17 protein-coding genes, 1 pseudogene and 1 riboswitch are annotated in these 16,010 nt (G+C 34.8%); of the genes and pseudogenes, 12 read left to right on the top strand and 6 right to left on the bottom strand.

Annotation, left to right across the window (positions count from 1 at the left end; genetic code table 11):
- The 4 genes and pseudogenes from IQ10_RS03545 to IQ10_RS03530 form a co-directional block, all read left to right on the top strand.
- Positions 1-510 (top strand): annotated as a pseudogene (locus IQ10_RS03545) (helical membrane plugin domain-containing protein); the annotation flags it as partial.
- Between the two features lie 335 nt (positions 511-845).
- Complete coding sequence (locus tag IQ10_RS03540) at positions 846-2,120, top strand: L-lactate MFS transporter (RefSeq protein WP_144449109.1); 1,275 nt, start codon at positions 846-848, stop codon at positions 2,118-2,120.
- A 172-nt stretch (positions 2,121-2,292) separates the two neighbouring features.
- A complete protein-coding gene (locus IQ10_RS03535) occupies positions 2,293-2,754 on the top strand; it encodes a GNAT family N-acetyltransferase (RefSeq protein ID WP_144449108.1) in 462 nt (153 codons plus the stop codon).
- 254 nt (positions 2,755-3,008) lie between these two features.
- A complete protein-coding gene (locus tag IQ10_RS03530; protein WP_144449107.1) occupies positions 3,009-3,440 on the top strand; it encodes a ferritin-like domain-containing protein in 432 nt (143 codons plus the stop codon).
- A 151-nt stretch (positions 3,441-3,591) separates the two neighbouring features.
- Here IQ10_RS03530 and IQ10_RS03525 read toward each other — a convergent pair whose 3' ends face one another.
- Positions 3,592-3,777: a hypothetical protein gene (locus tag IQ10_RS03525; RefSeq protein WP_144449106.1), complete on the bottom strand. Its 186-nt coding sequence runs from the start codon at positions 3,775-3,777 to the stop codon at positions 3,592-3,594.
- Between the two features lie 178 nt (positions 3,778-3,955).
- Here IQ10_RS03525 and IQ10_RS03520 point away from each other — a divergent pair, with 178 nt between their 5' ends.
- The 5 genes from IQ10_RS03520 to IQ10_RS03500 all read left to right on the top strand — a co-directional run bounded on the left by IQ10_RS03520 (position 3,956) and on the right by IQ10_RS03500 (position 8,644).
- Entirely contained in the window at positions 3,956-5,062 is a 1,107-nt protein-coding gene (locus tag IQ10_RS03520; RefSeq protein WP_144449105.1) for a hypothetical protein, read from the top strand.
- Between the two features lie 31 nt (positions 5,063-5,093).
- Positions 5,094-5,402, top strand: coding sequence for a 4a-hydroxytetrahydrobiopterin dehydratase (locus tag IQ10_RS03515; RefSeq protein WP_144449104.1), 309 nt, complete (start codon positions 5,094-5,096; stop codon positions 5,400-5,402).
- 287 nt (positions 5,403-5,689) lie between these two features.
- On the top strand, positions 5,690-7,054 hold the full coding sequence (locus IQ10_RS03510) for a hypothetical protein (protein ID WP_144449103.1): 1,365 nt from the start codon (positions 5,690-5,692) through the stop codon (positions 7,052-7,054).
- Between the two features lie 219 nt (positions 7,055-7,273).
- Complete coding sequence (locus tag IQ10_RS03505) at positions 7,274-8,116, top strand: class I SAM-dependent methyltransferase (protein WP_144449102.1); 843 nt, start codon at positions 7,274-7,276, stop codon at positions 8,114-8,116.
- 237 nt (positions 8,117-8,353) lie between these two features.
- A complete protein-coding gene (locus IQ10_RS03500; RefSeq protein WP_242009713.1) occupies positions 8,354-8,644 on the top strand; it encodes an acyl-CoA thioesterase in 291 nt (96 codons plus the stop codon).
- 151 nt (positions 8,645-8,795) lie between these two features.
- Here IQ10_RS03500 and IQ10_RS03495 read toward each other — a convergent pair whose 3' ends face one another.
- From IQ10_RS03495 to brnQ, 5 genes are all read right to left on the bottom strand, one after another.
- Positions 8,796-9,623 carry an energy-coupling factor ABC transporter ATP-binding protein gene (locus IQ10_RS03495; RefSeq protein WP_144449101.1) on the bottom strand — a complete coding sequence of 276 codons (828 nt, stop codon included), beginning with the start codon at positions 9,621-9,623 and terminating at the stop codon, positions 8,796-8,798.
- Positions 9,624-9,641: 18 nt separating this feature from the next.
- Complete coding sequence (gene cbiQ / locus IQ10_RS03490; protein ID WP_242009755.1) at positions 9,642-10,409, bottom strand: cobalt ECF transporter T component CbiQ; 768 nt, start codon at positions 10,407-10,409, stop codon at positions 9,642-9,644.
- Between the two features lie 31 nt (positions 10,410-10,440).
- The gene (locus IQ10_RS03485) at positions 10,441-10,728 is read right to left on the bottom strand and encodes an energy-coupling factor ABC transporter substrate-binding protein (protein ID WP_144449099.1); all 288 of its coding nucleotides are present in this window, start codon (positions 10,726-10,728) and stop codon (positions 10,441-10,443) included.
- Entirely contained in the window at positions 10,725-11,495 is a 771-nt protein-coding gene (locus tag IQ10_RS03480) for an energy-coupling factor ABC transporter permease (protein ID WP_144449098.1), read from the bottom strand. Before IQ10_RS03480 ends, IQ10_RS03485 begins: the two co-directional genes overlap by 4 nt.
- Before the next feature lie 166 nt (positions 11,496-11,661).
- Positions 11,662-11,854, bottom strand: a riboswitch (cobalamin riboswitch).
- Positions 11,855-12,021: 167 nt separating this feature from the next.
- The gene (brnQ, locus tag IQ10_RS03475; protein WP_144449097.1) at positions 12,022-13,335 is read right to left on the bottom strand and encodes a branched-chain amino acid transport system II carrier protein; all 1,314 of its coding nucleotides are present in this window, start codon (positions 13,333-13,335) and stop codon (positions 12,022-12,024) included.
- A 329-nt stretch (positions 13,336-13,664) separates the two neighbouring features.
- Between brnQ and IQ10_RS03470 the strand changes: the two genes are divergently transcribed.
- The 3 genes from IQ10_RS03470 to IQ10_RS03460 all read left to right on the top strand — a co-directional run bounded on the left by IQ10_RS03470 (position 13,665) and on the right by IQ10_RS03460 (position 15,891).
- A complete protein-coding gene (locus IQ10_RS03470; RefSeq protein WP_144449096.1) occupies positions 13,665-14,291 on the top strand; it encodes a YdhK family protein in 627 nt (208 codons plus the stop codon).
- A 165-nt stretch (positions 14,292-14,456) separates the two neighbouring features.
- Positions 14,457-14,705: a hypothetical protein gene (locus IQ10_RS03465; protein WP_144449095.1), complete on the top strand. Its 249-nt coding sequence runs from the start codon at positions 14,457-14,459 to the stop codon at positions 14,703-14,705.
- A gap of 226 nt (positions 14,706-14,931) precedes the next feature.
- Positions 14,932-15,891 carry an aldolase catalytic domain-containing protein gene (locus IQ10_RS03460; protein WP_144449094.1) on the top strand — a complete coding sequence of 320 codons (960 nt, stop codon included), beginning with the start codon at positions 14,932-14,934 and terminating at the stop codon, positions 15,889-15,891.
- The last annotated feature ends 119 nt before the right edge of the window (positions 15,892-16,010 follow it).

Here is a 16,010-nt window from a genome sequence, read left to right as displayed (position 1 = left end):
ATGGCTAAAGCGACGAAAGTAATCCATCGAATTGAGCTCAGTGAGGAAGAAAAACGAAAAAGAGATTTAGAAAGTATTGAAAACACCTTGTTGGAAAATAAGGAAGTCATCGAAGAAACGTTTGAGATTTTAAAACACATGCAAGATAAAGGCGTCTTGACTTTACTTAACGGAATGTTTGGACAAGGTGATAAAGTATTAGACATCCTTGTTAAAACAGCTGATAAGCCTGAAACAGCTAATTCAATCAAGAACCTCCTGCTAATGTTTGGCACACTAGGAACGCTGAATGTGCAACAACTTGAGCCAATGATTCTCAAATTGAATACAGGTATAGCAAGAGTTGCTGAGCTTAGCGAATCTGAAGAAAAAGCAGGTTACATGACTTTGCTTAAGTCCTTAAATGATCCAGAATTCAAAAGATCAATAGCTGTTGCTACTACATTTTTAAAAGGCCTTGGTGAAAAGCAAGATGATCTAGAACGAACAACACAAAGGCCTGAAAACCAAACAGAGCAACTACATGAAAGTATGGAAGGATCAGACATTACGGCTGATGATAGTACGAAAGAAGTAACCTCATCTTCTCAAAAAAAACCACCTTCAACAAGTAAAGGTGGAAACAGTTGGATGCTTGTTGTAGCTGGAGTGACGCTGTTATCCATACCACTTTCAATGATGTTCAAGAAAAATAAATAAATAAGGTCTATAGAGTAAAATTCTTAATTGTGCCAGCGTAGCATATACCACGCTGGCACAATTGTTAATGAAGGATTTATTTCGTCACTTCAACAACCATTTGAATTAATTTCTGAATAGTCAGAATTATATAAGGGGGATTTTCAATGGCTAAAACGAAAAACCGCTGGTTAATTGCTGCGGCTGCAGTTGGTATTCATATATCAATTGGTTCGGTATATTCCTGGAGTGTATTTACCAATCCATTGAGTGAAAAACATAACTGGGGATTAAGTGAGATATCAATAACGTTTAGTATAGCCATATTATTTCTTGGATTATCCGCGGCATTTATGGGCCACTTTGTTGAGAAGTATGGACCAAAAAGAGCTGGAATGATTGCATCAATTTGTTTTGGTCTTGGAATGATTGGTTCGGGATTTGCCGACAGTATAGGCTCTCTTTATTTATTATACTTTTTTTACGGAGTTCTTGGTGGTATAGGTCTGGGTATTGGGTACATAACACCAGTATCTTCACTTGTAAAATGGTTTCCAGACCGTAGGGGACTTGCGACAGGATTAGCTATTATGGGATTTGGTTTTGCTTCATTAATAGCAAGTCCAGTCATTGCGTCTTTAATCAGCAGTGTGGGAATTTCTAATACATTTTATCTTTTAGGATCTATTTATTTCGTACTGATGATTTCTTCTTCGTTTTATCTTGCTCCACCTCCAAAAGGCTGGTTACCATCAGGCATGAAGGAAAAAGAAGCGGAGATGAAAGAAAAGAACGAGAAAAAACATTCTGAAGATCTTTCACAGCTAACAGCAAATGAAGCTATTAAGACGATTCGTTTTTGGGCACTCTGGGCAATGCTATTTATTAATGTCACTTGTGGAATTGCGATTATTGCTGTCGCCTCACCGATGGCACAAGATGTCGCAGGACTTTCTGCAGTAACGGCCGCAACTATGGTAGGGATTATGGGATTATTTAATGGTCTAGGAAGAATTGGATGGGCATCGATTTCTGATTATATTGGAAGGCCAAATGTATATACAGCATTTTTTGCTATTCAAACCGTTGCTTTTGTTCTTTTACCTAACGTAACGAATGCGTTTGTTTTCCAGTTATTGATTTTTATTATTTTATCATGCTACGGCGGAGGGTTTGCATCTATTCCTGCCTATATTGGTGATCTTTTTGGGACAAAGCAGCTTGGTGCAATTCATGGTTATATTCTTACAGCATGGGCAGCTGCAGGACTAGTGGGGCCAATAGTCGTATCGAGAATACAAGAAGCAACAAACAGCTATTCGCTGACAATGTATATTTTTACAGCAGCCTTTGTAGTTGCCCTTGTCATCTCACTACTAATTCGTGTAAATATTAGAAAAATACGAGAAGAAAATCAAAAGTCTCAACCTGCAACAAGCTAATAATTCATGTACAACATATATTAAAAATACCACCGTCTCATTTAAATGAAACGGTGGTATTTTTTGTACGAGATAATTATACATGATTTTTATAATGCTGGATCATATTTAAATATAACCATAATGAAAATGAAATCATATAATAGTTGAAATAACATTTGGGGTGAATGTTATGGATATAAGGATACAAAGAACAACCAAGGGTGAAGTGTCAGAATTGCTAAAGATTCAAAAAGAGGTTTTTCAAGCTGATTTACAAAGATACAAAGATTACGAGTCAAGTCCAGCAACTGAATCACATGATTCATTTATTCAACGGATAAATGAATCTTTTCACTATACAATCTTCATTGAAGGAGAATTAGCAGGTGGTATAAACATCTGGAAAATAACCAGTACTCATATGGGACTGTTCCGCATTTTCCTAAAAGAACATTTTCAAAATAGAGGATATGGCTCTGAAATTATGCGGCTAGTAGAACATCAATTCCCAGAAGCGCAAAAATGGAGCTTAAACACCCCAAAGGATAATGTGAGAAATCGATATTTCTATGAACGAATAGGCTATCAAAAAATAGGAGAGCTACAAGTCAACGATAAACTTATTCTAATCGAATATGAAAAGGAGTTTTAATGAAAATTAAAGCTATGCTAGGCCAGTTATTAAGAAATCTTTTGGATTAAGGATAGATAAAAATGACAACAAATAAATAATTTCACATACCGTATTTATTTTAAAAAATAACTTGAACAAAATCTAATAATATACCATATCCTTATCAAAAATAGATAAACAAACATAAATCGTTAAAAATTTTTATTGGACAATTATCATGTGCCTATTCACTATCATATATTGCAAGAAAGACTTAAAAGAGGTGAGAGGAAATGCAATATTACGATTATTATGTCCGTCCAGAAAATACGATTATTCAAGATATCATTAAAGCAATAAATGGTGAGTATTCTGCGATTGCATGCTACGAACAATTAGCAAGAATGGCTCAGACACAAGTGGCAAGGAATCAAATAATGGAAATAAGAAATGATGAAATAAGACATTATCATGAATTTTCTCGAATTTATACTTCACTAACTGGAAGTCAACCAACACCACAAATAACAGAAGAGTGTGCACCAGATTTCAACTCTGGATCACTAGCATCTTTTAAAGACGAACAAGAAACCGTTGACTTTTACCTAGAAATTGCAGATAAAACAACGGACCCTACTATTCAACAATCATTTAGAAGAGCAGCTGCAGATGAACAAAACCATGCCGTTTGGTTTTTATTTTTTTTAACTCAATACAGATTTTAAAAAATAAAAGTATGATACATGTATGCAACAAAGAAGTATTCTAAAAATTTTATAACAAACTTTATCCGAATAATGAACTGATTTATGTATATCAAACACAGTCAATAGAATTAATCCATGGCTGTGTTTATTTACAATGTGGTCTATACAATTAACACTTTTTTAAAAGGGCTATTATACCTTTTACAATAAGAACGAAAGAAAAAAGCGAAATAGCTAAAATTGCAATTCCAGTTGCAACTGGTCCCAAACTAGTTAAAAATGCTGGTAAGGTAATATTAATTAGTGCAAAACCAGCAAGAATTCCAGCTAACATTAAAAATATAAAACCGCTCATTCTCATCACTCCTTTTTATATTTATATGTACAGGTTGTTAAATGGCTACAATCGTTAAAACGTATAATTGAAAGTTAGTTTAATTATTACCGATATTTACAATGTAAACATGTTGTTTAAGGTCAAAATTGGACTAATAGTTCATGTATTCATTTATAATAGAATGGTTGGTAGCAAAATGGATTCTATCTTTGAACAAATTAAGAGAACAGAAATTATGAATGCTAATACTATCCTTACAGTGCAGCAATATATTTATAAGAAAAACCCAGACTTTTTGTCGCAACAAAAAGCACGTATACTAGCAGATGCCCTTCACAAAATGATTGATGCAGCACTACCAAACTATGACCAAGAAACAAAAACAAAAATTCGTAACAGGCTCCTGCAGCAAAAGCTATCCTCTACGTCGTTTTCTATTAATGTGCAAGATATTGTAGAAGTAAGTATAGAACTAGTAGATGAAAATGACATAGTTAACCATCTGCCACTTTGGTTAACCGATAAGCTAGCTGGGGAAATAGAAGAAGTAGAAACATATATTAAAAAGCTTATAGAAAGTTCATATAATATTAATAGTGAAATAGCAGCTACTGATGATATTGATTCACCTAGTCCTATGACTATTTTAAATCCATTGAATGATTCTGTTCGAAATGAAGTAGAGCCTCGGGGTAAAAAATGGAAAAAATCCCATTTGACATTAGTGACTATCATGATTGTTGGCAGTGTATACATAGTAGGGAATAAGGAGATAAGTTCACACCTTTTTAAAGAAGAATTGCAAATAGAAGAAGGATTAAAAGATACAAATTCAGGAGAAATGAAAGAATATAATGGGCCGCCTAATGATCTAACTGGCTATTTGCAATACGAGCAAGTTAATGAAACGAGTTTAAGGAATTGGCTCAATAACAGAGATTCACTATTAGCTGATGAACCATACTTTTCAACAATCCTTTCTGTCGCTAAGGAATTTAATATTCATCCATTTCTACTGTTTGCGATTACTGGACAAGAACAAAGTTATGTTCCACGGTCTAATCAAAACGCAGTTGAAATTGCTAACAACCCTTTTAATGTGTTTCACAGTTGGGAGGATTATAATACGGACATTTTAAATTCGAGCCAAATAGCAGCAAGAACCATCGTGAATTTAAGTAAAGATCGACCAGAGGGGACTGACCCTATCCAATGGATCAATCGAAAATATGCAGAAGATAAAAACTGGTGGCGTGGAGTGAGCTCTATTTTTGACATGTTAACGAGAGAAGTTGCTGATTAGTATCATTTTTAAAATAATGGAGGGATTAAGAATGAAAACAGAGAAACTCGACCTTCTTATTGTACATAAAAAGTTAGAAGAAATGGACGGATGGAAAATAGAGGAAGAAAAATGGCTTCTTAAAAAATATCGTTTTCGATCATATTTAGATGGAATTTCATTTGTGAATAAAATCGCTGAGTTATCTGAAAAAGAAAATCATCATCCTTTTATTTCAATTGATTATGTTGTCATAACGTTAAAACTCTCATCATGGCGTGCAAATGGAATTACAGAACTTGATTTAAAGCTTATTGAAGAGTATGACCAGTTATATAGAAAAATAACTGAGCAACTGTAATAATAGAAAAATAGTTACTGAATCCTGTATAAAGTCGTAAATACAGGATTTTTATATTTTCTAACTTTACTTTTAACACCGTTTAAAAGTCAGAAAATTAAAATTATTTATTGACGCAAGCTGGAAAACTTTATAAACTTTATGTATCTACCTACTATTTTGTACGTAGATTATGACGAAAGCGCTTTCTAATAAAGGAGGTGAAAGTTATAATTTACAATTTATAATAAACCATGGAAAAAGCATTAAAAGATGAAGAAAAAACGATTGTAAAGAGAGGGATGAAAGTGGCTAAAAAAAGGAAATACGGAGAGATTCAACCTGGAATTAAGTGGGGACCCTTTGTTTTACGATTACCTGGTGTTCATGTTGGTATTTCATGGCCAGAAGTCTTGCAAGGTGGTGTTCTATCTCTAGCTACTGGAGGAGCACTTGCTCCGCTTATGATGCAATATTTTGATATTTCTTTTGAAGTAGCTTGGTCAATTGTTGCCATTCATTTATTTTGGGTATGGACTCAAACTTTTTTATTTGGTGATGCATATACAGCAGGTTGGATTACACCAAGTTTGCCACTTACTTTAGTCTTTTTAGGGAATTACGCACCTGGAACCGAAGCTGTGCAAGCAATGATAGCCATTACATTTATTGTTTGTGCTTTATTCTTGTTTTTTGGTTTGACAGGTTTAGGAGCGAAATTTAATAGCATTATTCCTGTACCTCTCAAAGCAGGAATTATAATGGGAGCGGCGATTGCTGCTTTTCAGTCCGAACTAACTCGAGTTCAGACATTACCGATTACACTTATTACTGCTTGGATCGTGGTTCTGACAATTATGTTCTCCATTCCATTTAAAAAACTTCCGAATTCAAAAATAAAATTAATTGTTACATCAAATGCGATACTTGCAGGATTTGCATTTGCAGCAATCGCAGGATTAATCAGTGGTGAGCTAACCTTTGACATTGAATGGGGTATTTTTATTCCACAATATGGTGAAATGTTAGCAACGATCTCTCCATGGGGAGTGGGAATGCCAACATTCTCAATGTTTATAGCTGCTATCCCAATATCTATTATGATTTACATTCTCGTTTTTGGAGATCTTTTAGTGGCTGATACCCTTTTAAAAGGCGCAGATAAAGCACGTCCAGATGAAAAAATTGATGTTAATCATACACGGACACATTTTGCCCTCGTTTTTCGTAACTTAGGTCAATTATTTACAGCTGGTGTGTTAATTCCTCTTCACGGACCGATATGGACAGGGGTTCAAGTTTATATCATTGAACGGTACAAATCGAGTAAAAAAGCGCTAGATTCTATCTTTACTGGGACGATTAATTGGTATTGGTTGGCTTTTCCTCTTGCATTTTTAACACCTATGATTGGAATCATGGCTCCTTTACTACCAGTCGCTCTCTCGTTGACTCTTTTGTTGACAGGTTTTGCATGTGCATATGTGGCCATGTCGATGGTTACTGATAATACATCAAGAGGTTTAGCCCTGGCGATTGGAATGTTGACGGCGGTTCAAGGACCAATCTGGGGAATTGGAGCAGGTCTTCTTCTATACCTCATACTAATTGGTAAGAGTAATCAACCTTCAGAATCAGAAAATCAAGAACAGCAGCAAGAAAATTCTGCTTAATTAAGAAATGACTTATGCCGATAAATCTGGTCTTTTGGACTGATTATCATAATCTTCCCAAAAGACCTTATTATTTTTTCATGAAAGTTAATAGACAAGACTACTATACTGAGTATTTATGTTAAAGTGATCATACAGATCGAGATCGTTTCTTACCATCTATAAAAATTTGCGAGTTAGTTAAACGGAAAGGCCAAACAAAGAAAGAGGTCGAAATTAATGAAATTACAGGTTAACTCCTTTATGAGTTATGAAGAAAAATGGCAAGAAGGAATGAAAGATTTGGAGGGCAAGCTTCCTCAAAGAATGGTTAATGATGAATGCGAAGAGGATTTTTGGAAACGTCTAATAACAGAAAGGAAGCATAAAGACGTTCCTGATCCATATGCAAAAGAAATATTTAAAGAAATATCTTCCCTTTTTTCTTCTGAAGATCATGTTTTAGAAATAGGACCTGGTTGGGGGAATTATACGTTTCCATTAGCCGAACGTACAAAGCAGCTAACTGTTGTAGATAGTTCGTTGGCTGTACTCGAATATTTAAAAGATGCGACAAAAACGCGTAAATTAGATAATGTAGAGTTTTTGCATGAGAAATGGGAGGAAGTGAAACTCGAAAAAAATTATGATGTTGTTTTTGGAATAAATTGCTTCTATCGCATGTATGAAATTAAAAAGGCATTATCTCTAATTAATCAACATGCGAATAGATTAGCAGTCCTTGGGATGACGACAGGGCCTATCCAACCTCATTATACCAAGCTTCACGAACATTACGGTTATGATATAAAATTTCCACGTCGAGATTATATTGATTTGCTTAACCTATTATATGAATTAGGAATATATGCAGAATGTAAAATCATTCCTTTAAAAAGAACGTATCAATTTTCTAGTTATGAAGAATTAATTAGTAAAAATGCTAGTAAAATTCTTACAGCAACGTATAAAGAATCTGACGTAGAAGAAGCGCTTCGTGATTTTGTACGATTTGAAAATGGTATATATTTGTATGATCATCACTATTTTGGTGCCATTATTTTGTGGAAGCCTCAAAAATAATGTGGAAATTTTGAACCTATACTTTTAAAAGGTAAAAAGTGTCTGACATGCACTTTCCATTTTGATTCGTCTAATAAGAGTAGAGAGAGAAAGAGGATAGTTGAAAGGATTTAGGTAAGTATAGACATGTTCTATGTAGCAACGAAGGAAATTCAAATTTCATACGCAGACACGGATATGATGGAGATTATTTATCACGGAAACTACATAAAATGACTTGGGCTAGATAGAATACAGTTGATTGAAGAAGTCGGGTACAACTATCTTAATATGGAAGAGGCAGGGTATTATGGCCCTGTCTATAATGTAGTCATTACATACAAAAAGTCAATCAAGCTAGTTGACCAGATATTTGAGAAAGCATGGATTGATCTTAATCAAGGATTGAAAACGGCGTATGGCTTTCAAATTGTCAATGGAGAAGGAGACATTTGTGCAGAAGGAAGTACGAGGCATATTGTTGTGAAGAAAGAGGGAGACCAATTCAAACCAGTTCAATTTAAAAAAGCATATCCTGAATGGTTTTAAAAATATGAAGAAATCAAAAGGAAATGATAAGGGTGAAGTGCCTTTTTTAAATACTTTAAAAGCAACAACAAAAAGACGGTATCAATTAATTAACAGTCTTTTTGTTATGCTCCTAATTATTACAGTTATCATTTTCGCATCTGCTTAAAATTTAAAACATGATTTCAAATAGCTCATTTTTTGTTCTAGGATAGGTTGTATGGTTAGAAACCGTTGTTTGACGAAATTTTTCATATACTTCCATAACCCATGGCTGTTCTAGATGGCAATGTGTGATAACATCAACATTTTTAAAAACGTCTATTGGATTTCCTTTTGCAGCAATTTGACCATTGTTCATTAAAATAACCTCATCTGCCCACTCAAAGGCAAGATTCACATCGTGAGTTGAGAGAATGACGGTTTGATCTTTTTTACGTACATCCTCTAGTACATCCATAATCTTTCTTGCATAATAAGGATCAAGCCCTGCTGTCGGTTCGTCTAAGACCATTAACTCAGGATTCATCGCTACAATGCCTGCAATAGCGACCCGCTTTTTTTGACCAATGCTTAAAAAATGGGGAGGCTTATCTTTTAACGATTCCGTATCTGTTAATGCCATTGCTTGATTAACAGCTTGTTCCACTTCCTCACGGGAGAGTCCTAGATTATTAGGACCGAATTTAATATCCTCATGAACGCTCGAAGAAAAGAGCTGAGCATCAGGATTTTGAAAAACGATCCCGACCTGCTTACGTAATTGGCGAAGCTCATGTCGTTTATAGGATAGATCGTTCCCTTTATATTTGATTTGACCATTTGTGGCTTTTAGAATTCCATTAAAAAGTAAAAAAAGCGTTGACTTTCCCGCACCATTGTTCCCTAATAAAGCAATTTTCTTTCCCTTTTCGATATTTAATGTAATGTCTTTTAATGCAACAGTTCCATCCGAATATTTATAAGAAACCTTTTCAAAGGTGAGGATTGGTATATTCATTTCTTATGACTCCTTTCATTAAACCTTGATTACTATCTCTAACAGATTGAAGATAGCGAAAAGAAAAACATTTGAAATGCTAATTCCTATCCAATGTTTTTTCTTATATGTATGAGTTAATTCGATCTCATGTAGCCCTTCTTCACCAGCACGACTATCTAGTGCGATTTGCAACTCCTTGGCAGATTGCATAGATTTTATAAGTAGCGATACTATGAGTTGTCCTAGTGATGTGAGCCAAAGTCGGTACTTTTGATAGCCTAGTCTACTAGACTGTGCTAAATAGATTTCAGTCATTTTCTCAAAAAGTACAAAAATGAAGCGGTAGATAAACACTAGTAATTCAATAAATAGAGTAGGTAGTTTCAATTTTTGTAGCAACCAAGTAATTTGATGAATAGGTGTCGTTAATATAAAAAAATACATACAGCTAACACTTGCCATCACAGTAAAAAAGATCTGAACTGCCTGATATAAACCATTTGGGCTAACGAATAGTTGCCATTCTCCTAGTTCAATTTGCCAAAGAAAACCTTGTATGTTACTTTCAATTGGTACAATTGACATTATCATCACTAATAAGCTCGTCAACAGAAAAATGAGTGGGAGTGTAAGTAGCTTTACATAATAACGGAGCGGAATTTTTGCTCCATATAGGATACTCACACTCATAACGAAAAACGTAATGAGTGCGATTATGATGCTCTTCGTTAGGATTGTGAAAAGTAAAAAAGAGAATGAAAAGATTATTTTTTCTAAAGGATGGATATGATGCCATCCATTCATGATCGCATACTTATCAATTTGTAGCATAAGATTATTTTCTTTCCGTGTTAGATGAATATTTTTTTCTAGCACGGCCGTAACCAATAACATATCCAATTACAATAGCACCAATTGCTGCTTGAATGGAAAAAAGTAAGCTTTCAATTTCTCCACTTGGAGGCTCCCAAATCGTATGAAACCAAGGTTCATATGTTGGTGCGATTTCTCCAATAACTTCTTCAGCTTGTCCGTCTGCTCCTTCAAATGCAGCATCTTTCTGAAGAAATAATGGAGTGACTGCTAGTAAGATAACAAAAATGAACAACACGATATTTTTCATGCTTTATGAGCCTCCTTAGTAGTAGGTAAATTTAATACGCTAAGTTCAGCTAAATGATAATTTCGGATGACATTCATCACAATAACAGTTAAAAGCCCTTCACTAATTGATAGTGGAATTTGAGTTAATGCAAAAACACTTGAAAATTTTACAAATGAAGCCAGTACGCCACCAATTTCTGCTGGAAATGCAAGTGCTAATTGTAAGGAAGTCACAACATAAGTAGCTAGCCCACCAATAAAAGCTGCTAAAAATACAGAAATGGAAAAAGATAGTTTAATAGATTGAGCCGCTTTAAATACAACATACGTTATCATAGGTCCTGCGACAGCCATTGAAAAGGCGTTGGCACCAAGCGTCGTTAAACCACCATGAGCTAATAATAATGATTGAAATAACAGAACGATCGTTCCTAAGACAGTCATTACTGCTGGTCCAAAAAGAATCGTTCCTAACCCTACGCCTGTAGGATGGGACGTACTGCCTGTTACTGATGGAATTTTTAAAGCAGATAAAATAAAAGCAAAAGCCCCAGACAGTGCTAGCAACGTTTTAAGTTGAGGATTTTCCTTTAATTTTTTTTGGATAGAGCGGAAACCAACAAAAAGAAAAGGAATGGTTAATGCCCACCAAAAAAGAGCCCAGCCAACAGGTAGAAATCCTTCCATAATGTGCATAGCATAAGCAGGCTGATACGAATTCATCCAAAAATAACTTGTGATTGCAAATACAGATATAAGTAAAAGCAATAGTGATTGTTTCTTCATGTCTTTTCCTCCAATTTAAATAATTGAATAATAAAAAAAGAGCATTCAAACATAAAGAGTTTGAATGCACAGAATAATAAAAATTACTTAAGTGAGAAGTAGCTAAAAATAATGCATACTTTTATTATATTCTCGGCACACACCTCCCTATCTCCCGTAGGTTATTTTGTGTTTCATTATACAGGCAGGTATCCTGACTCATCTTCATAGCTTCCTGCGCCTTCCCATTTTAAAAACAGTGACAACATGCAGGTTACTCCGAATCACAGTGGCGGGAACCGTCTCGGAATTTCACCGATCTTCCCTTTTAAGCTATACACTCAAATTGTGCGTACAACACCTGTAATCATTAATATGAAATTATTGTTAATTATACGGATAGAGTTCTTTGTTGTCTACAACTTATTCTATTTATAAATATGTACACCTAAAAGTACAGCTTACCGCTACATATTTTGAATTAAAAGCAGGTAGCTAAGAGGTGTCTCAGCTACCTGCTTACTTTGTTTTATATAAACGGGTTAAATCAGTTTTTTACTATTTCTGTTTTTTTAAAGTGGCTGATCAAGTAGCCTAGAATTACTCCAATAAGCGCTGGAATTATCCAACCAACGCCTTCTGGATTAAGAGGAAGCTGCCCTAATAGCGTCTTTAGAGAGTTTAGTGATAAGAGATGAGTCAATGTATCTAGAATACTAAATACCCCAGTAAAAAGAATAGTCGTAAGGTACATGGTGTTATTCACGTAACGGTTTAGCAAACCTAGTGTGATTAAAACAACTGCTAATGGATATATGGCACCTAAAATAGGAACTGATATAGCCAAAATATGGGTCAATCCTAAATTTGCAATAACTAGGCTAATAAGAGATAGAAGTATTGCCCACCCTTTGTAAGATAAAAATCCAAATAAATTTGAAAAATATTGACTACAAGAAATAATTAAACCAATCGAAACACATAAGCAAGCTAGAGTAAATAAGACACCTAATAAAAGAATCCCACTTTGACCAAACAATGAATTCATAATGATTGTCAATGCTTGTGCTCCGTTTTCAGCTTGACCAATTGATGCACTAGTCGCCCCAAGATAAGCTAAAATGCCATAAATCGTTGCGAGTAAAATGCCTGCTCCTCCCCCTGCAAATATCATATATTTCGATATTAGTTTTGAATCATTTACCCCTTTAGCACGAATCGTATTAGCTACGACAATTCCAAACACAAGGGAAGCAAGGGCATCCATTGTTAAGTAGCCATCTAAAAATCCTTGAAAGAAAGGATTGTTTTGATAAGTTTCAGTAGCAGATGTGAATGTCCCAAGCGGGGAAATGATACTTTTTATAAATATAACCATAATTAATGTTAATAAGAGTGGTGTCAACAACTTGCCAAACCGATCAACAAGTTTTGACGGTGATAAACTAAACCAAAGCGCAATTGAAAAGAAAACGATTGTGTAAAGTAACAGCATAATAGGTAAATCCGAAAATGATGTCGGTAAAAAAGGCTTTAGTCCCATCTCAAAAGCAATTGTTCCAGCTCTCGGAATCGCTAAACCAGGTCCGATTGAAACATAAATTAAAAATGGAAAAATAAGAGCGAACCAAGGATGAACACGAGTAGCGAGCGTATGAAAACTACCTGCCCTTGCAACCGTAATAACTCCCAGAATAGGTAAACCTACAGCTGTAATGATAAAGCCCAAAAGAGACAACCATAATTCATCACCTGAAGAACGCCCTAAAAATGTTGGGAAAATCAAATTACCTGCCCCAAAAAACATTGAGAACAACATAAAACTAATAAAAATTTGATCCTTATAGCTTAACTTATTCATCTTTATCTCCTTAATAAAATAATGAGTAGTATAACAATTTTTAAGTATAAAAGCTATAAAAATCACGAAATAGAGAAATTAAAGTTTTTTTAGAATACTTTTATATGTCATTTTGTAGAATATCAACTTTTTATTAAAAAATATTTCGTATGATAAAATGAAATCTTTTTACCAATCTTCATACTTTCTAGACATTTATCGTTTAATGTAAACGATAATGATGTTTCATCAATTAAGAACTAAGTTATAGGTGGTTATCATGTAGGCAAATCTTATTTATAAACACTCGATAATGAAAGTTCTTAAAATAAAAGATGAGGTGATAGTAGATGAAAAAGAAAAGAATCGTGATAGGAATGGTCTCTTTAGTCTCAGCAATTATATTATCTGCGTGTGGTAGTGATAATGAGGAAATGAGTACAGGAGAAAATATGCACATGGATACTAATACTGAAGAGAACATGGAAATGGACCATTCTGATATGGATGGTTCCGAAATGGATCATTCTGATATGGACCATTCTAGCTCAGGTGAGGTTCCAAATAATTTGAGAGAGGCAGAGAATCCAACTTTTGAAGTTGGCAGTCAAGCGATTATCGAAAGAGGTCACATGGAAGGAATGGAGGGAGCAGAAGCGACAATCGTTGGTGCTTATGACACAACCGCTTATGCTGTTTCATACACACCTACAACTGGTGGAGAGAGAATAGAAAATCACAAATGGGTCATTCATGAAGAATTAATTGATCCTGGTGAAGAAACATTAGAGCCTGGATGGGAAGTAACACTTGATGCTGATCATATGGAAGGAATGCAGGGTGTAACTGCTGAAATTGATTCAGCTGAACAAACAACGGTATATATGATTGATTTCACTTTAACTACTAGTGGAGAAGAAATTAAAAATCACAAATGGGTAACAGAAAGCGAGCTATTGGCACTTGCGCATCATTAATCTATTTCCCTTTACAAAAAAGAGCTTATTCCTTAACTGGAATAGCTCTTTTTTGTAAGACGCTTCATTTTTCTTCATGTAACCTTCTTATATTATGTATTGACTTGACATATTCTCTTAAACAGCTTTTGATATAGGTATACACTAGATGAGGAGGCATACAAAATGGAACAAGAACAACATCACGTATTTAGTGTAATTGATTTCGAAAACACTGAACATAATACCACTTTTGTAAAATTTTCTGGATACGATGCTGTTTTAGGGAAAAAATTTGAAGGGGAAGTCAAATTTGTTCGTGACACACCATTTGGAGACTTAATTCACCCTGAAAGGTCTTCCTTATCTTCAGAATGCAGACAATTCGTTCGATCAATTTTGTTGAAAAAGTATAACGCAAGCGAATTTAATTAAAGGAAATGATAATAAAATGATTCCTAATATCAGTTGAAGATAGTAAAAAAACAACTTAAATTTTGGTGGATTTTATCGATTTTCGAAAAAAATTTGACACCTGAGAATGAATCATGATATAAAAAGAACAAGACATTTTAGTACATAAAAGCATAAAAGCACGAAAGCATGATAGTTGAAAAATAAGTTTGCTAATAAGCAGAATAAATTGGGGGAAGTTACTACTATGGAACATCGCAATAAAATTTTAGATTGCACCATTCGTGATGGAGGTTTAGTTAACAATTGGGATTTCAGTGTCGAATTCGTTCAGGACTTGTATAATGGACTAAGTGCTGCTGGTGTGGAATACATGGAAATCGGCTACAAAAATTCAGCTAAGCTACTTAACGCTACTGAGCCCAATCCATGGAGATTTCTTGACGATAACTTCCTTAAAGAAATCATTCCTGAGAAAAAGTTCACGAAGCTATCAGCTCTAGTAGATATTGGACGTGTAGATCCAAATGACATCCTGCCACGTGAGGAAAGTGTTTTAGATATGATTCGAGTGGCATGTTATATCCGTGAAGTGGATAAAGGATTAGAGCTTGTACAGATGTTTCATGATTTGGGGTATGAGACTTCACTTAACATTATGGCTTTATCTAGTGTACCTGAACATCAGCTTATTGAAGCGTTTGAACTTCTGAAAGAAAGTCCTGTAGATGTTGTATATATCGTTGACTCTTTTGGAAGCTTAGATCCTGCTGGAATTGAGCATCAAGTGAAAAAGTTCAAGTCGATGATTCCTAACAAACAGCTCGGTATTCATACGCATAACAACATGCAGTTAGCATTCGCCAATACATTAACTGCTTTACAAAATGGGGTTACCTTCCTTGACTCGTCTGTCTATGGCATGGGGCGTGCAGCTGGTAACTGTAACACAGAGCTTCTCGTTAGCTACATACAAAAACCAAGCTACGAAATTAAGCCTGTACTTGGCGTAATTGAAAAACATATGTTAGAAATGCGTCAAAAGTGGGAGTGGGGCTATATCATTCCTTACATGATCTCTGGTGCTCTTAATGAACATCCACGTGTCGCTATGGCATACCGTGATAGTGCTGATCGTGACAAATTTGTAGATTTCTATGACAAGGTAACGACACCTGAAGCTAATTTGGCCCCAGCGTCAAAATAAGTTAGATTATAAAAGGTACATTTGATTATTAGAGAAACCTTTTAGACTGTAGGCAAATCTCTAATAAAGTGTTTGTCTCAACTGAAAAAAGAATACTGAACTGCACCTCTAATTTTAGT

The sequence above is a fragment of the Halalkalibacter nanhaiisediminis genome, assembly GCF_007830185.1.
GTDB classification, from domain to species: Bacteria; Bacillota; Bacilli; order Bacillales; family Bacillaceae_D; genus Halalkalibacter; species Halalkalibacter nanhaiisediminis.
Note: the sequence above shows the minus strand (reverse complement) of the source record. Positions and strands in the feature narration are given on the sequence as shown.